This window comes from Burkholderia semiarida (assembly GCF_029268935.1).
GTDB lineage: Bacteria > Pseudomonadota > Gammaproteobacteria > Burkholderiales > Burkholderiaceae > Burkholderia > Burkholderia semiarida.
This window is the reverse complement of the sequence record NZ_JAHLCL010000001.1, coordinates 264767-287636: the sequence shown is the minus strand read 5'-3', so window position 1 is coordinate 287636 and position 22870 is coordinate 264767. Positions and strand designations below refer to the sequence as shown.

17 protein-coding genes and 1 pseudogene are annotated in these 22870 nt (G+C 67.1%); 17 read left to right on the top strand and 1 reads right to left on the bottom strand.

The genetic code is table 11. The annotated features are described in order from the left end of the window. Positions 1 to 20: 20 nt before the first annotated feature. The 3 genes and pseudogenes from KPB06_RS01355 to KPB06_RS01345 form a co-directional block, all read left to right on the top strand. Positions 21 to 650 (top strand): annotated as a pseudogene (locus tag KPB06_RS01355) (polymorphic toxin type 22 domain-containing protein); the annotation flags it as partial. Positions 651 to 1060: 410 nt separating this feature from the next. Then, positions 1061 to 1405: a hypothetical protein gene (locus KPB06_RS01350; RefSeq protein ID WP_124658165.1), complete on the top strand. Its 345-nt coding sequence runs from the start codon at positions 1061 to 1063 to the stop codon at positions 1403 to 1405. Positions 1406 to 1945: 540 nt separating this feature from the next. Continuing rightward, positions 1946 to 3685, top strand: a complete 1740-nt coding sequence (locus KPB06_RS01345) for a ShlB/FhaC/HecB family hemolysin secretion/activation protein (protein WP_059581566.1) — start codon at positions 1946 to 1948, stop codon at positions 3683 to 3685. 168 nt (positions 3686 to 3853) lie between these two features. Here the strand turns inward: KPB06_RS01345 and KPB06_RS01340 are convergent, their stop codons facing one another. Next, positions 3854 to 4804: a LysR family transcriptional regulator gene (locus KPB06_RS01340; protein ID WP_059581569.1), complete on the bottom strand. Its 951-nt coding sequence runs from the start codon at positions 4802 to 4804 to the stop codon at positions 3854 to 3856. Between the two features lie 114 nt (positions 4805 to 4918). On the opposite strand from KPB06_RS01340, the gene KPB06_RS01335 reads away from it, so the two are divergent. From KPB06_RS01335 to KPB06_RS01270, 14 genes are all read left to right on the top strand, one after another. Further along, entirely contained in the window at positions 4919 to 6670 is a 1752-nt protein-coding gene (locus KPB06_RS01335) for an IlvD/Edd family dehydratase (RefSeq protein WP_059581572.1), read from the top strand. A gap of 115 nt (positions 6671 to 6785) precedes the next feature. After that, positions 6786 to 7715, top strand: a complete 930-nt coding sequence (locus tag KPB06_RS01330; protein WP_059581575.1) for a dihydrodipicolinate synthase family protein — start codon at positions 6786 to 6788, stop codon at positions 7713 to 7715. A gap of 25 nt (positions 7716 to 7740) precedes the next feature. Next, positions 7741 to 8670 carry a Gfo/Idh/MocA family protein gene (locus KPB06_RS01325; RefSeq protein ID WP_060968186.1) on the top strand — a complete coding sequence of 310 codons (930 nt, stop codon included), beginning with the start codon at positions 7741 to 7743 and terminating at the stop codon, positions 8668 to 8670. A 91-nt stretch (positions 8671 to 8761) separates the two neighbouring features. Beyond that, the gene (locus KPB06_RS01320) at positions 8762 to 9775 is read left to right on the top strand and encodes an arabinose ABC transporter substrate-binding protein (RefSeq protein WP_059581581.1); all 1014 of its coding nucleotides are present in this window, start codon (positions 8762 to 8764) and stop codon (positions 9773 to 9775) included. A gap of 20 nt (positions 9776 to 9795) precedes the next feature. Continuing rightward, entirely contained in the window at positions 9796 to 11331 is a 1536-nt protein-coding gene (araG, locus tag KPB06_RS01315) for an L-arabinose ABC transporter ATP-binding protein AraG (protein ID WP_275920320.1), read from the top strand. Between the two features lie 30 nt (positions 11332 to 11361). Then, positions 11362 to 12387, top strand: a complete 1026-nt coding sequence (araH, locus tag KPB06_RS01310) for an L-arabinose ABC transporter permease AraH (RefSeq protein WP_059581586.1) — start codon at positions 11362 to 11364, stop codon at positions 12385 to 12387. A gap of 50 nt (positions 12388 to 12437) precedes the next feature. Next, entirely contained in the window at positions 12438 to 13346 is a 909-nt protein-coding gene (locus tag KPB06_RS01305; RefSeq protein WP_059581589.1) for an SMP-30/gluconolactonase/LRE family protein, read from the top strand. A gap of 104 nt (positions 13347 to 13450) precedes the next feature. Further along, complete coding sequence (locus KPB06_RS01300) at positions 13451 to 13969, top strand: MarR family winged helix-turn-helix transcriptional regulator (protein WP_059581591.1); 519 nt, start codon at positions 13451 to 13453, stop codon at positions 13967 to 13969. 229 nt (positions 13970 to 14198) lie between these two features. Beyond that, complete coding sequence (locus KPB06_RS01295) at positions 14199 to 15029, top strand: p-hydroxycinnamoyl CoA hydratase/lyase (protein ID WP_059581593.1); 831 nt, start codon at positions 14199 to 14201, stop codon at positions 15027 to 15029. A 70-nt stretch (positions 15030 to 15099) separates the two neighbouring features. Continuing rightward, entirely contained in the window at positions 15100 to 16548 is a 1449-nt protein-coding gene (locus KPB06_RS01290) for an aldehyde dehydrogenase (protein ID WP_059581596.1), read from the top strand. Beyond that, positions 16545 to 18464: a feruloyl-CoA synthase gene (locus KPB06_RS01285; protein ID WP_420831918.1), complete on the top strand. Its 1920-nt coding sequence runs from the start codon at positions 16545 to 16547 to the stop codon at positions 18462 to 18464. The genes KPB06_RS01290 and KPB06_RS01285 overlap by 4 nt, the downstream gene beginning before the upstream one ends. A gap of 215 nt (positions 18465 to 18679) precedes the next feature. After that, positions 18680 to 19885 carry a 3-(3-hydroxy-phenyl)propionate transporter MhpT gene (gene mhpT / locus KPB06_RS01280; protein ID WP_275905272.1) on the top strand — a complete coding sequence of 402 codons (1206 nt, stop codon included), beginning with the start codon at positions 18680 to 18682 and terminating at the stop codon, positions 19883 to 19885. 68 nt (positions 19886 to 19953) lie between these two features. After that, positions 19954 to 21093, top strand: coding sequence for a porin (locus KPB06_RS01275; RefSeq protein WP_060968189.1), 1140 nt, complete (start codon positions 19954 to 19956; stop codon positions 21091 to 21093). A gap of 33 nt (positions 21094 to 21126) precedes the next feature. Beyond that, on the top strand, positions 21127 to 22851 hold the full coding sequence (locus KPB06_RS01270; protein WP_124658171.1) for a tannase/feruloyl esterase family alpha/beta hydrolase: 1725 nt from the start codon (positions 21127 to 21129) through the stop codon (positions 22849 to 22851). Positions 22852 to 22870: the final 19 nt, after the last annotated feature.

Below are 22870 nucleotides of genomic sequence, written 5' to 3'. Positions count from 1 at the left end.
GTGGCTTTTGTGCGAAAAAAATGATCCTCGATGGCGATACGAACATCATTGGCTCGAACGTGAAGGGCAATCAGGTGAATGCCGATGTGGGCGGGAATCTGAACATTGTGAGCGTCCAGGACACGTTGTCGAGCGCGGCGCATCAGTCGAGTTCGGGTGGCGGTTTCAGCATCAGTCAGGGTGGCGCCAGCGCGAGCTTCAGCCAGAGCAAGGGGAATGCGTCGGGCAGCTATGCGGGCGTCAACGAGCAAGGACGCGGTTTGGCACCTGACTACATGACGGTCAATGTGGGCGCGCTTTCTGGAAACGTAAGTGGTACGGTGAATCTGTACGACGGTTCGACGTATGTTTCGGGAGGCGTTTCCATGACCAACCCATCTTCGGTGTCGTACAGACCCGGGGTCAGTTCGACTATCGGCTACATACTCGGGGCAGACACCGTGACGAAAGCAAGAAGCTTCTTGACAGGGGATGGAAATCAGGCGTTCATTTCTGTGCCTACCCCATTTGGCGTCAATGTGATTGGTGCAATAACTCACGCCTATGGCGGAAGTACCGCAGTTGAATTTGGTATTGGTCAGCCGGGTTCTATTTCCTTCGGCGTAATGCCGTGGGGCCATTCATCCGAAGTAACTGGGCATGGAAAATAGGAGGCTTAAATGGCTGCAGTCGGCGGAGGACCGAATCCGGATCAGTGGGCCAAGATGACGCGTGGACAAAAAATTGCTTACTGGGTTAGTGTAACCGCTGCTTGCGCATTTATTGGCGGACGTCTGATAAGAAAATGGTTTTATTAGGCGCTTGGCATACTGATCAGATTAATAGCGGTCGATAAGCTGAACGAGTTGAGCGGCGCGATTGCAAGCAGCGATCCGACCAGCAACGCCAATATGGGAGCAGGCCGCTTTGTCGAGCAACTCGGGAAAACCGGCAGGCCCTGGCTTCCGGGCTCCGGACTATTCGTCCGCGAATGGGTCCGGTATGAGTGTCGCCTACGGAACATCTGTGAACTTGCAACGGTATCGAAGCCTGTCGGGGGTTCCTATTGGTGAAACTTAAAATGTGGTTGCAATTTTCGGTAATTGCAATTTTTGTGGTGGCAGTGATCAGCCTTGTTCGATCCTGTCAAGCTGATCCTACGCAGACTCAGTTATTCGATCAGCTGGCGATGATGCGCGACGATATGCAGGCGATTATTAACGATGGCGGACGCGTTGTTCGTTATGATAATAATGGGAAAACAACGTTTTCGAGAGTTTATCTCCTGCTGAGTATTGAGCGGAAAACGTGGAGCGTTGATCTACAGAGAATCTACGGCAATACATTGCTCGCGCGCGGATGGGTGATGGTAAAAACGAGGCTGGCGAACGATCGTTTTGTAAGGGCGGTGCCTTTGCATCAGTAACTGCTCCGGCAACTGACAGGAATGGTTCAATAGCGATGGTTTTCGACGCCGCGAGTATTTCTAAGTGCCAGAAATTGCTGCGTACAAGCGAGGCGCGTTGACTAGCTTATCAACTGATATTCAATCATGAAATTTCAGTGCGCGCAGGATGTGGAGTTGGTTGGGGTCTGTAATATGTTTGGTTTATTATTTTTTATTTTTATGATTTTTATTCTTTGCATTCGTCAAAGTATTTGTCATGATTTTGGCGGCTTATTTTTATGGTGACAGTTTCTTATGGGGGGAGGCGACGCCAGATTAATTTTGGTGGGCGGCGCACTATCTGGGCTTGTATTTTGCATTTTCGCGACGGTGGCTTTTGTGCGAAAAATGATCGTGATGCCATTGTGAAATTCGATTCAATCGGCATCTGCATGATGTTGGTGTGTAAATCAATCGGGGCAGACCGGGCTGAAGATTCCATGCAAATTGATTGGAAGTGATGCATTGATAGCACGTACGTCTCAGTCCTAGTACGCGATCGCATATCTAGAAATACATATGAGAACTATTTGCCGGGGGAATTCTGCTGCGGCAGTACTACTGCTTATCGCGACTAGCGTGTCGGCGCAAGAGACTTCGCGTCCGATCATTCCGGGCAACGACCAACAATCCCGACAACAAGAAGAGGCACGTGAACGCGAACGGTCCGTCTCCGCGCCCGGAGTGCGTTCAGGCGTGACAGCGAGCGCTGGGTATCCGACGCTGCTGTCGGAGTCGCCGTGCTTCCGGATCGATCGTTTCGCGATCGATGTGCCCGACGCACTGCCCACTTCCGTGAAAGCGCAAGGAGCGTCTGCTTTGCCCATGGATCGTTTTGCCTTCGTGCGCGAATGGCTCGACTACTACGCCGGTCAGTGCGTCGGCAAACAGGGCCTCGATATCCTCGTCAAGGGCCTGTCGCAAGCGATCTTGGCACGCGGCTACGTCACGACACGCGTGCTGTTGCCCGAACAGGATCTGTCGACCGGCATGCTTAAATTGTCGCTGATCCCCGGCGTGATTCGCCACGTGCGCGTCGCCGACGAGAGGCTGCACGGCGCCTGGAAAACGGCCTTTCCTACCCGCGACGGCGAGCTCCTGAACTTGCGCGACCTTGAGCAGGGCCTCGAGCAGATGAAGCGCGTGTCGAGCCAGGACGTGTCGATGCAAATCGTGCCGGCCGACGTGCCGGGCGAGAGCGACGTCGTGCTCGACGTGCAGCGCGGCAAACCCTGGACCGTCGTCGCGTCGATCGACAACTCGGGCACGCGCGCGACCGGACGGCTGCAGGGCAACTTGTCCCTCGGCATCGACAATCCGCTGGGCCTGAACGATATTTTCAACATCGGCGTGAGCCAAGATCTCGAGCTAGGCGACAAGCGGCTTGGCTCGCACGGCTGGAACGGCTTTTATTCGATCCCGTGGGGCTACTGGACCGCGACGCTGTCGGCGTACACGAACACGTACTACCAGCAGATCGCCGGCGTGAACCAGACGTTCGTCGCGAGCGGCAACTCGAAGACGGTCGACTTCAAGCTGAACCGTGTGCTGTCGCGCAGTCAGAACGACGTGTTCGGCGTGCAGTTCCGGCTGTCACGCCGGTTCGGGCAAAGCTTCATCGAAGACACCGAAATCCCGCAGCAGCGCCGCAACAACACGTTCGTCGAGTTCGGCCTGACCGATCGGCACTACTTCGGCAACGCGCAGTTCGACGGCACGCTCGCGTACCGGCAGGGCGTCGGTGCGTTCGGCGCACAGGACGACAGCGTGGCGGCCGACGGCGGCCCGACCTACCGCTACAAGATGGCGGTGCTCGATGCGAACCTGTCGGTGCCGTTCGCGATCGCGCAGCAGCCGTTTCGTTACGTGACGACCCTCCACGGCCAATTCACGGGCAACACGCTGTACTACATCGACGACATGACGATCGGCAGCCGCTACACGGTGCGCGGCTTCGACGGGGAGACGATGCTGGCCGCCTCCCGTGGTTTTTACTGGCGCAATGAACTGCAGGCGCCGATCGATCAAACCGGGCAGGCGGTGTATGCGGGCATCGACTACGGCCGCGTGTGGGGCCCGCAGCCGGTCACACTCGTGGGCACGCAACTGGCAGGGGCCGTGATCGGCGTGAAGGGGAGCGTCGCGACTCGCTTGGGTGCCTACGGTTACGACCTGTTTGCCGGCACGCCAATCTACAAGCCGTCCGGGTTTCCTACGGCACGCGTGACCGTTGGCTTTCAGCTCACCGCACAGTTCTGACGAAGTGGGCGCAATCCGCTACTTTGCCCGCCGTCGTTTGAGACGACGGCGGCGAGGATCGAGAACTGACGGCTTTTTCGATCGTATGGTGCATGGCTCTCTTGTCGGAGGGCCACGTGTGGCGACCATGCTATCCGCGCTGCGGCGGCAAAGCCCGAAATCGCCGCCTCACAACCCCACTCCGTAAACCTCCCCCGCCGCCGCCCGAATCGCCTCGACCATCACCGCCACTGCCGGCGAATGCAGCCGGTCGGTGCGCGTGATGATCCCGAAATCGTCCATCCGGCAATCCATCTCCAGCGGCAGCACCGTGACGATCCCGTGCCGCGCGTAGTAGTGCGCGACGTCCTCGGCGAGCACCGCGATCATGTCGCTCTGTTCGAGCAGTTGCGTGATGAACAGCAGCGCCGAGGTTTCGACGAGGTTCGCCGGCGGCGCGAGGCTCGCGCGCTGGAACACGAGCTCGAAGCGGTGGCGCAGCACGCTGCCGGCCGGCGGCACGACCCACGCGGCGCGTTGCACGTCGGCGAGCGCCAGCGGCGCGTGCGCGAGCAGCGGGTGGCCGGGCCGCACGACGGCGGCCACCGACTCGCCGGTCAGCGGCTCGTAGCGCAGGCGCAGCTTGTCGTGTTCGGCGGACAGCCGGCCGAGCACGATGTCGATCTTTTCCTGCGCGAGGTGTTCGAGCAGCACGTTGCTGGTATCGATCTCGACCGACACGTGCAGGCCCGCATGCGTCCCCTTTACCGCCGCCACGGCCGGCGGCACGAGCCGCAGGCCCGGCGACGTGATCGCGCCCACCGCCACGTGGCCCAGATGGCCGGCCTTCAGCGCGGCCAGTTCCTCGCGCGCCTGATCGAGGCTGCCGAGCGCCGCGCGCGCGTGGCGGATCAGCGCGTCGCCGTACAGCGTCGGCCGCATCCCGCGCGGCAGGCGCTCGAACAGCACCGCGCCGATCGATTCCTCGAGCTCGCGCAGCAGCTTCGACGCGGCCGGCTGCGTCATGTTCAGCGCGGCCGCCGCGCGGTGAATGCTGCCTTCGTCTGCGAGCGCGACGAGCAGCAGCAACTGGCGCGTCTTCAGGCGGGCGCGGTTGCCCCACGGGCTGGCTTCGGTCATCGTACGGGTTTATATCGATATCGGAATCGATATCGTAATCGCCTAAATCGTCATTAGCCAGTTATCAAAATTCTGCCTAGACTGCGCCGGTATCCCGTCACCACAGGACTGACGATGTCGGCAACAAAACCCAGGCTGCGCTCCGCTCAATGGTTCGGCACGAACGACAAGAACGGCTTCATGTACCGAAGCTGGATGAAGAACCAGGGCATTCCCGATCACGAATTCGACGGCCGGCCGATCATCGGCATCTGCAACACGTGGTCCGAACTGACGCCATGCAACGCGCACTTCCGCAAGCTCGCCGAGCACGTGAAGCGCGGGATCTCGGAAGCGGGCGGCTTCCCGGTCGAGTTCCCGGTGTTCTCGAACGGTGAATCGAACCTGCGGCCGTCGGCGATGCTCACGCGCAATCTTGCATCGATGGACGTCGAGGAAGCGATCCGCGGCAACCCGATCGACGCGGTCGTGCTGCTCGCCGGCTGCGACAAGACGACGCCCGCGCTGCTGATGGGCGCGGCGAGCTGCGACGTGCCGGCGATCGTCGTGTCGGGCGGCCCGATGCTGAACGGCAAGCTCGAAGGCAAGAACATCGGTTCGGGCACGGCCGTGTGGCAGTTGCACGAAGCGCTGAAGGCCGGCGAGATCGACGTGCATCACTTCCTGTCCGCCGAAGCCGGCATGTCGCGCTCGGCCGGCACCTGCAACACGATGGGCACCGCGTCGACGATGGCGTGCATGGCCGAGGCGCTCGGCGTCGCGCTGCCGCACAACGCGGCGATTCCGGCCGTCGATTCGCGCCGCTACGTGCTCGCGCACATGTCGGGCATCCGGATCGTCGAGATGGCGCTCGAAGGGCTCGTGCTGTCGAAGATCCTGACGCGCGCGGCGTTCGAGAACGCGATCCGCACGAACGCGGCGATCGGCGGCTCGACCAACGCCGTGATCCACCTGAAGGCGATCGCCGGCCGCATCGGCGTGCCGCTCGAGCTGGAAGACTGGATGCGCATCGGCCGCGACACGCCGACGATCGTCGACCTGATGCCGTCGGGGCGCTTCCTGATGGAGGAGTTCTATTACGCGGGCGGGCTGCCGGCCGTGCTGCGCCGGCTCGGCGAAGGCGGGCTGCTGCCGCACCCGGACGCGCTGACGGTCAACGGCAAGTCGCTGTGGGACAACGTGCGCGAAGCGCCGAACTACGACGAAGAAGTGATCCGCCCGCTCGACCGGCCGCTGATCGAGGACGGCGGCATCCGCATCCTGCGCGGCAATCTCGCGCCGCGCGGCGCGGTGCTGAAGCCGTCGGCGGCGAGCCCCGAACTGCTCAAGCATCGCGGCCGCGCGGTGGTGTTCGAGAACCTCGACCACTACAAGGCGACGATCAACGACGAAGCGCTCGACATCGACGCGAGCTCGGTGATGGTGCTGAAGAATTGCGGGCCGCGCGGGTATCCGGGCATGGCCGAGGTCGGCAACATGGGGCTGCCGCCGAAGCTGCTGCGCCAGGGCGTGAAGGACATGGTGCGGATCTCGGATGCGCGGATGAGCGGCACCGCGTACGGCACGGTCGTGCTGCACGTCGCACCGGAAGCGGCCGCGGGCGGCCCGCTCGCGGCCGTGCGCAACGGCGACTGGATCGAGCTCGACTGCGAGGCCGGCACGCTGCATCTCGACATCACGGATGAAGAACTGCAGCGCCGCCTGTCGGACGTCGATCCGACCGCGGCGCCCGGCGTGGCCGGCCAGCTCGGCAAGGGCGGCTATGCGCGGCTGTATATCGATCACGTGCTGCAGGCCGACGAGGGGTGCGACCTCGACTTCCTGGTCGGCACGCGCGGCGCGGACGTGCCGAGCCATTCGCATTGAGCGGCGGGCGGCGCGACGTGCGCCGCCGCCGATGGCGGGCCTTCCCGGCCCGCGCTTCATGAAACCATGAACGCATGACGGCCGGCGACAACCGGGCCGAAGCAGGACGCGAACCATGACATCGAGCAGCACGCCGCGCTATCGCGGCATCTTCCCCGTCGTCCCGACGACGTTTACCGACACCGGCGAGCTCGACCTCGCGAGCCAGAAGCGCGCGGTCGACTTCATGATCGATGCGGGGTCGGACGGCCTGTGCATCCTCGCGAACTTCTCCGAGCAGTTCGCGATCACCGACGACGAACGCGACGTGCTCACGCGCACGATCCTCGAACACGTCGCCGGCCGCGTGCCGGTGATCGTCACGACGTCGCACTACGGCACGCAGGTGTGCGCGGCGCGCAGTCTGCGCGCGCAGCAGCTCGGCGCGGCGATGGTGATGGCGATGCCGCCGTATCACGGCGCGACGTTCCGCGTGCCGGAGGCGCAGATCTTCGAGTTCTATGCGCGCGTGTCGGATGCGATCGACATCCCGATCATGATCCAGGACGCGCCCGCGAGCGGCACGCCGCTGTCCGCGCCGTTCCTCGCGCGGATGGCGCGCGAGATCGAACAGGTCGCGTACTTCAAGATCGAGACGCCGGGCGCCGCGAACAAGCTGCGCGAGCTGATCCGGCTCGGCGGCGACGCGATCGAGGGGCCGTGGGACGGCGAGGAAGCGATCACGCTGCTCGCCGATCTCCATGCGGGCGCGACCGGCGCGATGACGGGCGGCGGCTTTCCGGACGGCATCCGGCCGATCCTCGAAGCGTTCCGCGAAGGCCGGCACGACGATGCGTTCGCGCATTACCAGACGTGGCTGCCGCTGATCAATCACGAGAACCGCCAGTCCGGGATCCTCACCGCGAAGGCGCTGATGCGCGCCGGCGGCGTGATCGCGTGCGAGCGGCCGCGGCATCCGATGCCGGAACTGCACCCGGACACGCGCGCGGAGCTGCTCGCGATCGCGCGCCGGCTCGATCCGCTCGTGCTGCGCTGGGCGCGCTGAGCGATTCGCGAAGGAGAGACGCACGATGAGCAATCCAATTTCGCTGGGTGTGATCGGGATCGGCAAGATCGCCCGTGACCAGCATTTGCCGGCGATCGCCGCCGAACCGGGCTTCGCGTTGACTGCCTGCGCGAGCCGTCACGCGGAAGTCAACGGCGTGCGCAATTATCCGGATCTGAACGCGCTGCTCGCCGCCGAGCCCGAGCTCGACGCCGTGTCGCTGTGCGCGCCGCCGCAGGTGCGCTACGCGCAGGCGCGCGCCGCGCTCGAGGCCGGCAAGCACGTGATGCTCGAGAAGCCGCCGGGCGCGACGCTCGGCGAAGTGGCCGCGCTGGACGCGCTGGCGCGCGAGCGCGGCCTCACGCTGTTCGCGACCTGGCATTCGCGCTGCGCGAGCGCGGTGGAACCGGCGCGTGCGTGGCTTGCGTCACGCACGATCCGCGCGGTGCAGGTGCGCTGGAAGGAAGACGTGCGGCGCTGGCATCCGGGGCAGCAGTGGATCTGGGAACCGGGCGGCCTCGGCGTGTTCGATCCGGGCATCAACGCGCTGTCGATCGTCACGCGGATCCTGCCGCGCGAGCTCGTGCTGCGCGAGGCGACGCTCATCGTGCCGAGCGACGTGCAGACGCCGATCGCGGCCGAACTCGATTGCGCGGATACCGACGGCGTGCCGGTGCGCGCGGAATTCGACTGGCGGCACGGCCCGGTCGAGCAATGGGAGATCGCGGTCGACACGGCCGACGGCGTGCTCGCGATCAGTCGCGGCGGCGCGCAATTGTCGATCGCGGGCGAGCCGGTCGAGATCGGGCCCGAACGCGAGTATCCGGCGCTGTATGCGCACTTTCGTGCGCTGATCGCGCGTGGCGAAAGCGACGTCGACGTGCGGCCGCTGCGGCTCGTCGCCGACGCCTTCCTGTTCGGCCGACGCGTGCAGACCGACGCGTTCGGCCGCTGAACCTGCGTGCGCGCGCGGCCTCGGGCGCGCACGACGAACGATTGATTACGGACACACATCACGGCATCGGCCGACACAAAGGAGACACCACATGAACCGCACGACTCACACGATCCGTCGACATACCCTGCGCGCGCTGCTGGCCGCGCTGTGCATCGCGCCGCTCGGCATGCAGGGCGCCGCGCACGCCGACGCGCCGCTGAAGATCGGCTTCCTCGTGAAGATGCCCGAGCAGGCGTGGTTCATCAACGAGCAGAACGCGGCGTCCGCGCTCGGCCAGAAGGAGAACTTCTCGGTCGTGAAGATCGGCACGCCGGACGGCGAGAAGGTGCTGGCCGCGATCGACAATCTCGGTTCGCAAGGTGCCCAGGGCTTCGTGATCTGCGCGCCGGACGTGCGCCTCGGGCCGGCGATCGCGTCGCGCGCGAAGCGCTACAACATGAAGTTCGTGACCGTCGACGACCAGCTCGTCGATTCGAGCGGCAAGCCGCTGCCGAACGTGCCGCACCTCGGGATGTCGGCGACCAAGATCGGCAACCAGGTCGGCCAGGCGATCTCCGACGAAATGAAGCGGCGCGGCTGGAAGCCCGAGGAAGTCGGCGCGCTGCGGATCACCAATTACGAGTTGCCGACCGCGAAGCTGCGCACCGACGGCGCGACGCAGGCGCTGCTCGCGAACGGCTTCCGCAAGGAGAACATCTTCGACGCGCCGCAGAAGACGACCGACGACGAAGGCGGCTTCAGCGCGGCGGCACCCGTGCTCGCCCGCCATCCGAACGTGAAGAAATGGGTGATCTACGCGCTGAACGAGGAAACCGTGCTCGGCGCGGTGCGCGCGACGGAACAGCTGCACATCCCGGCGGCCGACGTGATCGGCGTCGGCATCAACGGTGCGGGCGAGGCGTTCGCTGAATTCCAGAAGAAGGAGCCGACCGGCTTCTACGGGACGATCGCGGTCAGCTCGACGAACCACGGCAAGGACAGCACGCAGAACCTCGTCGACTGGATCCGCAACGGCAAGGTGCCGCCGGCCGACACGCAGACGAGCGGCAAGCTGATGACGCGCACGAACTGGCAGGCCGTGCGCGCCGAGCTCGGCATCTGAGCGGGCGAGGCGAGAACGCGATGACGGCCGCGTCCGCCGGCCACGGTGCCGAAGCGGGCACGCCGCCGAGCGGCGCGCTGCTCGCGCTCGACGGCATCACCGTGACGTTTCCGGGCGTGCGTGCGCTCGACACGGTGTCGCTGTCGGTGCGCGCGGGCGAAGTGCACGGGCTGATGGGCGAGAACGGCGCGGGGAAATCGACGCTGCTGAAGGTGCTGTCCGGCGTGAACCAGCCGCAGGCCGGCACGCTGACGCTGAACGGCACGGTGCAGCGCTTCGCGTCGACCCGCGCGGCGCTCGAGGCCGGTATCGCGATCATCTACCAGGAGCTGCATCTGGTGCCCGAACTGACGGTCGCGGAGAACCTGATGCTCGGACAATTGCCGAGCCGGGCCGGCGTGGTCGACGAGCGCGCGCTCGCCGCGCGCGCGCTCGATGCGCTGGAGCGGCTGGGCGAGCATATCGATCCGGGTATTCCGGTGAAGTATCTGTCGATCGGCCAGCGCCAGATGATCGAGATCGGCAAGGCGCTGATGCGCGACGCACGCGTGATCGCGTTCGACGAGCCGACGAGCTCGCTGTCCGCGCGCGAGACCACGCAACTGTTCCGGATCATCCGCGCGCTGCGCGCGGAAGGCCGCGCGATCATCTACGTCACGCACCGGATGGAGGAAGTGTACGAACTGTGCGACCGCGTGACCGTGTTTCGCGACGGCCGCCGCATCGACACGTTCGATTCCGTCGCCGATCTCGACCGCGACCGGTTGATCGGCTGCATGGTCGGCCGCTCGATCGAGGACGTGTACGGCTACCGGCCTCGCACGGCCGGCGACGTGCTGATCGAGGCGAAAGGGTTGACGGGGCCGGGGCTCGCCGAGCCCGTGTCGTTCACCGCGCGGCGCGGCGAGATCGTCGGCTTCTTCGGGCTCGTCGGCGCGGGCCGCTCGGAACTGATGAAGCTGCTGTACGGCGCCGCGCGCCCGAGCGCGGGGCACGTCGAGCTGAACGGCAAGCGGGTCGCGTTCGGCAGCCCGCGCGACGCGGTGCGCGCCGGCATCGCGCTGTGCCCGGAAGACCGGAAACAGGAGGGCATCGTCGCGATCGCGTCGGTGGCCGACAACCTGAACATCAGCGTGCGCCGTCATTTCAGCCCGGCGCGCGTGCTGCTCGACGGGCGGCGGGAACGCGAGCTCGCGCAGAAATACATCGAACGCCTCGCGATCAAGACCCGCGACGGCGACACGCCGATCGGCGCGCTGTCGGGCGGCAACCAGCAGAAGGTCGTGATCGCGCGCTGGCTGGCCGAGCGCATCGACGTGTTCCTGATGGACGAGCCGACGCGCGGCATCGACGTCGGCGCGCGCGCGGAAATCTACAACCTGTTCTACGAACTCGCGGAAGCGGGCCGCACGGTGATCCTCGTGTCGAGCGATCTGGCCGAGGTGATCGGCGTGTCGGACCGCATCATCGTGATGAAGGAAGGACGGATCGCGGGCGAGGTCGACAAGGCGCACGCGACGCCCGACGCGCTGATCAAGCTCGCGCTGCCGCGCTAGCGGCGAGCAGTCAACCGGAAAGCAACTGATATGAGCCAGGCAATGCAACCCCAACGTACCTCCCCATCCCCGGATGCCGCCGCCGCGGCCACGCCCGCGCGTCCGCGCGGCGGCGTGTGGCAGCTGATCAACCGTTCCGGCATCGTGATGGTGTTTCTCGTGCTGTTCGCGGTGCTGTCGCTGACCGTGCCGGACTTTCTCACGCCGCGCAACATCCAGGGCCTGCTGCTGTCGGTCACGCTGATCGGCTCGATCGCGGTGACGATGATGTTCGTGCTCGCGTTAGGCGAGGTCGACCTGTCGGTCGCGTCGATCGTCGCGTTTTCCGGCGTCGTCGCGTCGACGCTGATCACCGCGACGCACAGCGTCGTGCTCGGCATCGCGGCCGGCGTGCTCGCCGGCGGCGCGGTCGGGCTCGTGAACGGCGTGCTGATCGCGCGCTGGCGGATCAACTCGCTGATCGTCACGCTCGCGATGATGGAAGTCGTGCGCGGCCTCGCATTCATCACGTCGAACGGCGACGCGGTGATGATCTCCGAGGAGCGCTTCTTCGATCTCGGCGGTGGGTCGTTCCTCGGCATCTCGTTTCCGATCTGGAGCAACATCGTCGGCTTCGTCGTGTTCGGCTTCCTGCTGCGCAAGACGGTGTTCGGCAAGAACGTGCTGGCCGTCGGCGGCAACGGCGAGGCCGCGCTGCTCGCGGGGCTGCCGGTGATGCGCATCAAGATCACGGTGTTCGTGCTGCAGGGGCTCGTGACCGGCTTCGCGGGCGTGATGCTTGCGTCGCGGATGAGCCTCGGCGATCCGAAGACGTCGGTCGGCCTCGAGCTCGGCGTGATCTCCGCGTGCGTGCTCGGCGGCGTGTCGCTGACGGGCGGCGTCGCGACGATCTCCGGCGTGCTGGTCGGCGTGCTGATCATGGGCTCGGTGCAGGACGCGATGAGCCTGTTGAACGTGCCGACCTTTTACCAATATCTGATACGCGGCGGAATTCTGTTGCTCGCGGTGCTGTTCGACCAGTATCGTCGCAACCAGCGGCGCGCGATGAAGATCTGATGTCGACCACGCGCGGCCGCCTGCAAATACGACGAATATCGGGAGACGGCATGCAACAGACTCATCCGGCCGCGTCGGCGACGCTGCTGGCCGACAGCCGCAACACGCTCGGCGAAGGCGCGACGTGGTGCGACAGGACGCACGCGCTGTACTGGGTGGACATCGAAGGCGCGCAGCTGTGGTGCTGCCGCGCGGACGGTTCGGACCTCGTGCAATGGGCGATGCCCGAACGGCTCGCGTGCTTCGCGCTGACCGACGATCCGGATGTGCTGCTCGTCGGGCTCGCGACGCATCTTGCGTTCTTCGATCTGCGCAGCGGCACGTTCACGCGGATCGTCGACGTCGAGCCCGAACTGCCGACGCGGCTGAACGACGGACGCTGCGATCCGTTCGGCGCGTTCGTGTTCGGGATGAAGGATGAGGGGGGCGATCCGCCGCGCGCGGTCGGCGGGTTTTATCGGCTCAATGCCGATCTCGCGCTGGAGCGGCTTGCGCTGCCGCCGGCCGCGATCGCGAACAGCATCGGGTTCTCGCCGGACGGCACGAAGATGTATTTCTGCGATTCGCTGGTGCGCGAGATTTTCGTGTGCGATTACCGGGCGGGCGGCGATGTCGCGAACGTGAGACCGTTCGCGCGGCTGACCGATGCCGATGGCGATCCGGACGGGTCGATCGTCGATCGCGACGGCGGGCTTTGGAATGCGCAGTGGGGCGGGCGAAGGGTGGTGCGTTATGGGGCCGACGGTGTCGAGACGGACCGCGTGGCGGTGCCGACTGCGCAGCCGAGCTGTGTGGCGATCGATGGGGAAGGCAGGCTGTATGTGACGAGTGCGCGTGTTGACCTGAGCGATGACGCGCTGGCCGGCGATGCGCACGCGGGTGGTGTGTTCGTCGCGCAGACGCGCTATGCGGGGTTGCCGACGACGCGGTTTGCGGGCACGCGCCCGTCGGACGGCTGACCGTCGCGGCTGACCGCGCGTACCGGGCGCGTGTCGCATACAACCGGACAGAGCGACGTTTCGCGTGCTGGTAAGATGGCCCGCAATTCCATCCCGCCCGCACCATGAGTTCCACCCCGACCAAGCCCGCGAACCCGAAAACCGCTGCAAAAGCCGCCGCGAAGAACGACGCCGCCCGCGCCCCGGGCGACAAGCCGAAGCCGCGCGTGCAGCAGCGCCTGACCTACGTGATCGGCGGCCTCGACCGGCTGCTGCGCCGTCACATGACCGACGCGCTCGCACCGCTCGGCATCACGCTCGCGCAATACACGGCGCTGTCGGTGCTCGAGGCGCGCGGCGCATCGTCGAACGCGCAACTGGCCGAACGTTCGTGGATCACGCCGCAATCGGCGAACGAGGTGATGAGCGTGATGGCCGCCCGCGGCTTCGTCACGCGTGAAGCCGACCCGTCGCACGGCCGCATCATCCTGCTGAAGCTGACCGACGCCGGCGCGGCGATGCTGCGTGAATGCGAAGCCGTGCTGCGCCCGCTCGAAATGCGCATGCTCGGCGACATTTCGGCCGACGACGCCGCGCACGTGCAGCGCGCGCTCGAACTGTTCTCGCGCAACCTGCGCGGCTGATCGGCTCCGATCCTTCACGACGCGCGGCCCGGGCGGCGCGCGTCCGCTTCGCTGCCCCGCCTCCCGGCGGCTGACCGTTCCCCGATTCCTCCGTTTTCCCGCTTTCCGCTCCGGGTTTACACCGGCGCTCGTGCCGCTTGCAATATCAGGTAGCCTGATATTAAATGAAGTCGTCCGCAGCAGGAATGCTGCGCACCGAATCGCACAGGAACGAACGACAGGAACAGACATGAGCAAGTACGACAACCGCTGGCAGACCGTTGAACTGAAAGTGGAGGCCGGCATCGCGTGGGTGACGCTGAACCGCCCGGAGAAGCGCAACGCCATGAGCCCGACGTTGAACCGGGAGATGCTGGAAGTCCTCGACGCGGTCGAATTCGACGACGAAGCGAAGGTGCTGGTGCTGACCGGCGCGGGCGCCGCGTGGACGGCCGGCATGGATCTGAAGGAATACTTCCGCGAGATCGACGGCGGCTCCGACGCGCTGCAGGAAAAAGTGCGCCGCGACGCGTCGGAATGGCAGTGGCGCCGCCTGCGGATGTACAACAAGCCGACGATCGCGATGGTGAACGGCTGGTGTTTCGGCGGCGGATTCTCGCCGCTCGTCGCGTGCGATCTCGCGATCGCGGCCGACGAAGCGGTGTTCGGGCTGTCGGAGATCAACTGGGGCATCCCGCCGGGCAACCTCGTCAGCAAGGCGATGGCGGACACCGTCGGGCATCGCCGCGCGCTGCACTACATCATGACCGGCGACACGTTCACCGGCGCGGAAGCGGCCGAGATGGGCCTCGTGAACAGCAGCGTGCCGCTCGCCGGGCTGCGCGACGCGACGATCGCGCTCGCCGCGCGGCTGATGGACAAGAACCCGGTCGTGCTGCGCGCGGCGAAACACGGCTTCAAGCGTTCGCGCGAGCTCACGTGGGAGCAGTGCGAGGATTACCTGTATGCGAAGCTCGACCAGGCGCAGTTGCGCGACCCGGAGCGCGGCCGTGAACAGGGGCTGAAGCAGTTCCTCGACGACAAGACGATCAAGCCGGGCCTGCAGGCATACAAGCGTTGATACGGCGCGAACGCAGCCGCCGATATAACCGCGGACGTAACCGCAAGAGACAGGCAGGGCAGGAGACGACATGACCGACAGACGGATGCTGATCGGCGGCGAGTGGTGCAACGCTCGCGACGGCCGCACCTTCGACCGCTTCAACCCCGCGACGGGCGCGCTCGCATCGCGCGCACCGGCGGCCGGCCTGGCCGATGCCGACGCGGCGATCGACGCCGCGCACCGCGCGTTCCCCGCATGGGCGGCGCTCGCGCCGACCGAGCGCCGCCGGCTGCTGCTGAAGGCGGCCGACCTGATGGACGCGCGCATCGACGCGTTCGTCGCGGCCGGCGTGGCCGAAACCGGCGCGACGCCCGGCTGGATCGGCTTCAACGTGACGCTCGCGGCGAACATGCTGCGCGAGGCCGCGTCGATGACGACGCAGATCGCCGGCGACGTGATCCCGTCCGACGTACCGGGCAATCTCGCGCTCGCGATGCGCGTGCCGTGCGGCGTGGTGCTCGGCATCGCGCCGTGGAACGCGCCGGTGATCCTCGGCACGCGAGCGCTCGCAATGCCGCTCGCGTGCGGCAACACGGTCGTGCTGAAGGCGTCCGAGGCGTGCCCGGGCGTGCACGCGCTGATCGGCGCGGTGCTGGACGAAGCGGGGCTCGGCGCGGGCGTGGTGAACGTGATCACGCACGCGGCGGCCGACGCGCCCGAGCTCGTCGAGCGGATGATCGCGCATCCGCATGTGAAGCGGATCAACTTCACCGGATCGACGCACGTCGGCCGGATCATCGCGCGCCACGCGGCCGCGCACCTGAAACCGGTGCTGCTCGAACTCGGCGGCAAGGCGCCGGTGCTGGTGCTCGACGATGCCGATCTCGATGCGGCGGTCGACGCGATCGCATTCGGCGCATTCTTCAACCAGGGGCAGATCTGCATGTCGACGGAGCGCGTGATCGCCGCGCGGCCGATCGCCGATGCACTCGTCGAGCGGCTCGCCGCGAAGGCGCGCACGCTGGTTGCCGGCGATCCGCGGGCCGGCCATCCGCTCGGCACGATGGTCGATGCGTCGGCCGCCGCGCGCGCGGCGTCGCTGGTCGAGGATGCGCGTGCACTGGGCGCGCAATTGCCGCTCGGCTGCCGCGTGGAAGGCGCGACGATGCAGCCCGCGATCGTCGATGGCGTCACGCGCGACATGCGCCTGTATCGCGAGGAATCGTTCGCGCCGGTGGTGGCGATCCTGCGCGCGGACAGCGACGACGAAGCGGTCGAGCTCGCGAACGACAGCGAGTTCGGCTTGTCGGCGAGCGTGTTCAGCCGCGATATCGCCCGCGCGATGGCGGTCGCGCGCCGGATCGAATCGGGGATCTGCCACGTCAACGGGCCGACCGTGCACGACGAGGCGCAGATGCCGTTCGGCGGCACGAAGGCGAGCGGCTACGGCCGCTTCGGCAGCCGCGCGTCGATCGCCGAATTCACCGAGCTGCGCTGGATCACCGTGCAGACCACGCCGCGCCACTATCCGATATGAGCGAGCCGACGATGAATGCAGAGAAGGCGCCGCTTCAGGCTGGCCAACACGCTGGCGGCGTACGCTATCGCGCGGCCGCCGTCGCGGTCGGCGCGGCCGAGATTCGCCGCGCCGACGACGGCACCTGGTACCTGCGCTCGCGCGAGCCGCTCGGCGATTACCCGACGCGCATCACCGACTGCCTCGTGCGCGGCGCGCAGGCGCACCCCGACCGCGTGCTGGCCGCGCGGCGCGGCGCCGACGGGCACTGGATCGAGATCACCTACGCGCGGATGCTCGAACGCGCGCGCGCGCTCGGCCAGGGCCTCGTCGATCTCGGGCTGTCGGCCGAGCGTCCGCTCGCGGTGCTGTCCGGCAACGATCTCGAGCATCTGCAACTGATGTTCGCGGCGATGCTGGCCGGCGTGCCGTACTCGCCGATCTCGCCCGCGTATTCGCTGGTGTCGACCGATTACGGCAAGCTGCGTCACACGCTCGGCGTGCTGAAGCCGGGCGCCGTGTTCGTCGCCGAACGCGCGCCGTTCGCGCGTGCGCTCGACGCGACGTTGCCGGCCGATGCGGTGCTGATCGTCGCGCGCGATGCCGATGCCGATGCCGATGCCGATGCGGACGGAAAGGCCCGCGCGGTGCCGCTGTCGCGCCTGCTCGCCACCGTCCCGCGCACGATCGACGCGATCCACGAGGCGGTCGGCCCCGACCATCTCGCGAAGATCCTGTTCACGTCCGGCTCGACGAAGCTGCCGAAGGCCGTGCCGACCACGCACCGGATGCTGTGCAGCAACCAGCAGATGCTGCGCCAGACGATGCCCGAGCTCACGCGCGAGCCGCCGGTGCTGGTCGACTGGCTGCCGTGGAATCACACGTTCGGCGGCAGTCACAACCTCGGTATCGCGCTGTACAACGGCGGCACGCTCTACATCGACGATGGCCGCCCGATGCCCGGCCGCTTCGACGAAACCGTGCGCAACCTGCGCGAGATCGCGCCGACGATCTACTTCAACGTGCCGAAGGGCTGGGAGGAGCTGACCACCGCGCTCGAACGCGACGCCGAACTGCGCGACACGTTCTTCTCGCGCGTGAAGCTGTATTTCTTCGGCGGCGCGGGGCTGTCGCAGGCCGCGTGGGACCGGCTCGACCGCGTGACCGAAACGCATTGCGGCGAGCGCATCCGGATCATGGCCGGCCTCGGGATGACGGAGGCGTCGCCGTCGTGCCTGTTCACGACCGGGCCGCTGATGCGCGCGGGCTATATCGGGCTGCCCGCGCCCGGCTGCGACGCGAAGCTCGTGCCGTGCGGCGGCAAGCACGAACTGCGCTTCAAGGGGCCGAACGTGATGCGCGGCTACTGGCATGCCGATGTCGATCCGCGCGACGTGTTCGACGAAGAAGGCTACTACCGCAGCGGCGACGCGGGCGTGTTTGCCGATCCGGAGCGGCCGGAGCTCGGGCTGATGTTCGACGGGCGGCTGACCGAGGATTTCAAGCTGAGCAGCGGCACGTTCGTCAGCGTCGGGCCGTTGCGCGCGAACGCGGTGTCGAGCGGCGCGCCGTACGTGCAGGACGTGGTCGTGACGGGAATCAATCGCGACGACATCGGCTTGCTGGTGTTTCCGCGCGTCGATGCATGCCGTGCGCTGGCGGGGCTCGCCGCCGATGCGTCCGTGACCGACGTGCTGCGCGCGCCGGCCGTGCGTGCGGCGTTCGCGGCGTGGCTGGCCACGCTGAACCGGAACGCGAGCGGCGGTTCGACGTTCGTCGCGAGGATTCGGTTGATCGACACGCCGCCGTCGCTCGATCTCGGCGAAGTGACCGACAAGGGATCGCTGAACCAGGCGGCCGTGCAGAAGCATCGCGCGGCGACGATCGACGCGCTGTACGACCCGGCGCGGCGCGATCCCGACGTGATTTACGCGTAAGCAGCACGCGCGAGCAGTTACAGCGGTAAGCAGCACGCAGGTACAACGACCGGCCGGCCACGACACCGGCAGGCACTTTCGCGGCCAGTGAATCAGGCTGCCTGATAAAGGCGGCCGTTCATACGACACCTCGCGCGCCGAACCGCCACTGGCCGGCGGCGGCGCGCGGCGGCCGTTGCCGGGCCGACCGACCACAAAGACATGGGAATGGAGACATGAACACTTACGTTGCCGAAAAATCCACGGTCGCGACCACGCTCGCGCTGTGTTTCGCGATCGCCCTTCTCGAAGGGCTCGACCTGCAGTCGGTCGGCGTCGCCGCGCCGCGGATGGCGCGCGAATTCGGATTGAGCGTGTCGCAGATGGGTATCGCGTTCAGCGCGGGCACCTTCGGGCTGCTGCCGGGCGCGATGCTCGGCGGGCGGCTCGCCGACCGGATCGGCCGCAAGCGCGTGCTGATCGCATCGGTCGTGCTGTTCGGGCTGCTGTCGATCGCGACCGCGCAGGTCTCGACGTTCGCGATGCTCGTCGTCGTGCGCGTGCTGACCGGCATCGGCCTCGGCGGCGCGATGCCGAACCTGATCGCGCTGTCGTCCGAAGCGGTCGAGCCGCGCTCGCGCAGCAGCGCGGTCGCGACGATGTACTGCGGGATTCCGTTCGGCGGCGTGATCGCATCGCTGATCGGCGTGCTGCTCGCCGGCGACACCGAATGGCGGCACATCTTCTACGTCGGCGGGGCGGGGCCGCTGCTGCTCGTGCCGCTGCTCGTGTGGTGCCTGCCGGAATCGCGCGCGTATCTCGACGTCGCCGGCACGCAGGCCGCGCGCATCAGCGTCGCACGCACGCTGTTCGGCGACGGCCGCACGACGTCGACGGTCGCGCTGTGGGTCAGCTACTTCTGCACGCTGATCGTCCTGTACTTCCTGCTGAACTGGCTGCCGTCGCTGATGGCCGCGCGCGGGCTCGATCGCGCGCACGTCGGCCTCGTGCAGATCGCGTTCAACGTCGGCGCGGGGCTCGGCGCGCTCGGCATCGGCGCGGCGCTCGACCGGATGCGCGCGTCGCGCGTGGTCGGCGGCATGTACGTCGGGATCGTGCTGTCGCTCGCCGCGCTCGCGGCCGCGCCCGGCTTCGCGTCGCTCGCGGCGGCCGCGTTCGCCGCCGGGATGTTCGTCGTCGGCGGGCAGTCGGTGCTGTACGCGCTTGCGGCGATGTACTACCCGACCGCGATGCGCGGCACCGGCGTCGGCTCCGCGGTCGCCGTCGGCCGGCTCGGCTCCGTCGTCGGGCCGCTCGCGGCCGCGACGCTGCTGGCCGCGGGCCGCAGCGCGCCCGTCGTGATCGGCGCGAGCATCCCCGTCACGCTGGTCGCCGCCGTCGCCGCGCTGGTGCTGATCCGGCGGCCGCAGGCGCACGACTGAGTTCCGTTGCTTTCAACCCACCAGCGCCGACAGAGCGCGATATCGACACAGGTCTGGAGACATTCATCATGAAGCACACCAAAGCCTTGCTGGCAGCCGGCGCATGCGCGCTGGCCGCGACCGGCGCGCACGCCCAGTCGAGCGTGACGCTGTACGGGATCATCGACACGGGCGTCGAGTTCGTGTCGCACGCGAATGCGGCCGGCGATCACGTGGTGCGGATGCCGGGCGTGACGGGCGAACTGCCGTCGCGCTGGGGGCTGCGCGGCACCGAGGATCTCGGCGGCGGCTACCAGGCGGTGTTCACGCTCGAAAGCGGCTTCAACGTGCGCGGCGGCGATCTCGGGCAGGGCGGCCGGCTGTTCGGGCGGCAGGCGTTCGTCGGGCTGAAGAGCGGCTTCGGCACGCTCGCGTTCGGCCGCCAGTACACGATGACCTATCTCGCGCTGCAGGGTGCGGACATCATCGGCCCCGACATCTACGGGCTCGGCTCGTTCGACGCATACGTGCCGAACGGCCGCGCCGACAACGCGGTGACCTACGTCGGCACGTATCGCGGCGTGACGCTCGGCGCCGCGTATTCGTTCGGCCGCGACGGCGCGGGCACCGGCAATTCGCCGGGGCAGGGCACGTGCGCGGGGCAGGTGCCCGGCGACGCGGTGCAGTGTCGCAACTGGTCGGTGATGCTCAAGTACGACAGCGCGTATTTCGGCGCGGCGGCATCGTACGAGGAACAGCGCGGCGGCACCGGCGCGGCCGCCAACTTCTTCGACGGCGTGGCGCCCGTCCCGTTCACGAGCAGCGGCGGCAAGGATGCGCGCACGCACGTGAGCGCGTATGCGCAAGCGGCCGGCGCGAAGATCGGCGCGGGCTGGATCGGGCGGCGCGTGTCGACCGGTTCGCCGGCCGCGCCCGGTGCGCATTCGGACCTGTTCTTCGTCGGCGCGTCGTATGCGGTGAAGCCCGATTTCATCGTCGACGGCGAAGGCTACCGGATCGTCAACACCGCGCACGACACGCGCGCGACGATGGCCACGCTGCGCGCGACCTATCTGTTCACCAAGCGCACGGCCGTCTACGCGCAGTCGTCGTATCTGTGGAACAGCGCGCATGCGCGCTACTCGGTCAGCGGCGGCGGGCCCGGCACGACGCCCGGCGCGGGGATGGGGCAGCTCGGCGCGATGGTCGGCGTGCGGCACATGTTCTGATTCACCGGCGTGACGAACCGAACGGGAGTTATCTTGAACACGAAATCTGCATTCCTCTGTATTGCGCCGCTGTCCGCCGCCGCGATGCTCGCCGGGTGCGGCGGCGACGATTCGATCGGCGCCGCGCCCACGCACCTGAGCGCCGCGACGCCGGCCGCGATGACGCAAACGTGCGACGCGCTCGTCGCGAAGCTCGCGTATGCGAACACGTCGTTCACGTCGGTGACGACCGCGGCGGCCGGCGCGCTGACGGTGGCCGGCAAGCCGGTCGCCGAGCACTGCGTGATCGCCGGCAAGATGAATCAGCGCGTGAGCGCGGTGGACGGCAACACCTATGCGATCGGCTTCGAGATGCGTCTGCCGAAAGCATGGAACGGCCGCTTCTTCTACCAGGCGAACGGCGGGCTCGACGGCAACGTCGTGACCGCGACCGGCGAGATCGGCGGCGGCGGGCCGCTGACCAATGCGCTGAACCAGGGCTTCGCGGTGATCAGCTCGGATTCCGGGCACAGCGCCGCGCAGAATCCGCTGTTCGGCCTCGATCCGCAGGCGCGGATCGACTACGGCTACGGCGCCGTCGATGCGCTCACGCCGATGGCGAAGCAGGTGATCCGGCTCGCGTACGGCAAGGCGCCCGATCGCAGCTATTTCGGTGGCTGCTCGAACGGCGGCCGCCACGCGATGGTCACGGCGGTGCGCAACCCGGCCGACTACGACGGCATCATCGCGGGCGACCCGGGCTTCCATCTGCCGAAGGCGGCGATCGGCGAGATGTACGGCGCGCAGCAGTTCGCGAAGATCGCGTCGGCGACGGGCTCGAACGGGTTGCCGGATATCCGCAGCGGTTTCAACGATGCGGAGCGCCAGTTCGTCGGCGCGAAGATCCTCGACAAATGCGACGCGCTCGACGGCGCGGCCGACGGGATGGTGCAGGACGTCGCCGCGTGCCAGGCGCACTTCAGCATCGACGCCGATATCCCGACCTGCGCGAACGGCACGCGCACGGGCGCCTGCCTGACGCCCGCGCAGAAAACCGCGCTGGCGAACGTGTTCGCCGGCGCGCGCAACAGCGCGGGCACGGCGCTGTACGCGAGCTTTCCGTACGATCCGGGCGTGGCCGGCAGCGGCTGGGCCGCGTGGAAGCAGTCGAATTCGATCGCGCTCGATCCGGCCGCGATGGCGTTCACGTTCATGACGCCGCCGAAAACCGCCGCGACGCTCGCGAACCTCGCCGGCTTCGCGCTCGGTTTCGACATGGACAACGACGCGCCGGCGATCTTCGCGACGAACGGCACGTACACGCAATCGTCATGGTCGTTCATGACGCCGCCCGACGAGACGAACCTCGCCGCGCTGAAGGCGCGCGGCGCGAAGTTGCTCGTCTATCACGGCACGGGCGACCCGGTGTTCTCGTTCAACGACACGCGCGACTGGTACACGCAGGTCGCGCAGGCGAACGGCGGTGACGCATCGAGCTTTGCACGCTTCTATCCGGTGCCGGGGATGAACCACTGCTCGGGCGGGCCGGCGGCCGACCAGTTCGACATGCTGACCCCGCTCGTCGCATGGGTCGAGCAAGGGCAGGCGCCGGCGGCGATCGTGGCGACCGCGCGCGACGCGACGAACGCGGTGCCGAACGCGGAAGTGCCCGCATCGTGGGGCGCGGGGCGCACGCGGCCGCTGTGTCCGTATCCGCAGGTCGCGCGCTACAACGGCGCGGGCGACGTGAATTCGGCGGCGAGCTTCAGTTGTCGTTGACGTAGCCGTCGACGGGAAG

Bases quoted from the DNA above. Each gene is read 5' to 3' on its own strand.
- KPB06_RS01350 (WP_124658165.1), top strand. From the start codon at position 1,061: ATGTGGTTGCAATTTTCGGTAATTGCAATTTTTGTGGTGGCAGTGATC.
- KPB06_RS01345 (WP_059581566.1), top strand. From the start codon at position 1,946: ATGAGAACTATTTGCCGGGGGAATTCTGCTGCGGCAGTACTACTGCTT.
- KPB06_RS01340 (WP_059581569.1), bottom strand. From the start codon at position 4,804: ATGACCGAAGCCAGCCCGTGGGGCAACCGCGCCCGCCTGAAGACGCGC.
- KPB06_RS01335 (WP_059581572.1), top strand. From the start codon at position 4,919: ATGTCGGCAACAAAACCCAGGCTGCGCTCCGCTCAATGGTTCGGCACG.
- KPB06_RS01330 (WP_059581575.1), top strand. From the start codon at position 6,786: ATGACATCGAGCAGCACGCCGCGCTATCGCGGCATCTTCCCCGTCGTC.
- KPB06_RS01325 (WP_060968186.1), top strand. From the start codon at position 7,741: ATGAGCAATCCAATTTCGCTGGGTGTGATCGGGATCGGCAAGATCGCC.
- KPB06_RS01320 (WP_059581581.1), top strand. From the start codon at position 8,762: ATGAACCGCACGACTCACACGATCCGTCGACATACCCTGCGCGCGCTG.
- araG (WP_275920320.1), top strand. From the start codon at position 9,796: ATGACGGCCGCGTCCGCCGGCCACGGTGCCGAAGCGGGCACGCCGCCG.
- araH (WP_059581586.1), top strand. From the start codon at position 11,362: ATGAGCCAGGCAATGCAACCCCAACGTACCTCCCCATCCCCGGATGCC.
- KPB06_RS01305 (WP_059581589.1), top strand. From the start codon at position 12,438: ATGCAACAGACTCATCCGGCCGCGTCGGCGACGCTGCTGGCCGACAGC.
- KPB06_RS01300 (WP_059581591.1), top strand. From the start codon at position 13,451: ATGAGTTCCACCCCGACCAAGCCCGCGAACCCGAAAACCGCTGCAAAA.
- KPB06_RS01295 (WP_059581593.1), top strand. From the start codon at position 14,199: ATGAGCAAGTACGACAACCGCTGGCAGACCGTTGAACTGAAAGTGGAG.
- KPB06_RS01290 (WP_059581596.1), top strand. From the start codon at position 15,100: ATGACCGACAGACGGATGCTGATCGGCGGCGAGTGGTGCAACGCTCGC.
- KPB06_RS01285 (WP_420831918.1), top strand. From the start codon at position 16,545: ATGAGCGAGCCGACGATGAATGCAGAGAAGGCGCCGCTTCAGGCTGGC.
- mhpT (WP_275905272.1), top strand. From the start codon at position 18,680: ATGAACACTTACGTTGCCGAAAAATCCACGGTCGCGACCACGCTCGCG.
- KPB06_RS01275 (WP_060968189.1), top strand. From the start codon at position 19,954: ATGAAGCACACCAAAGCCTTGCTGGCAGCCGGCGCATGCGCGCTGGCC.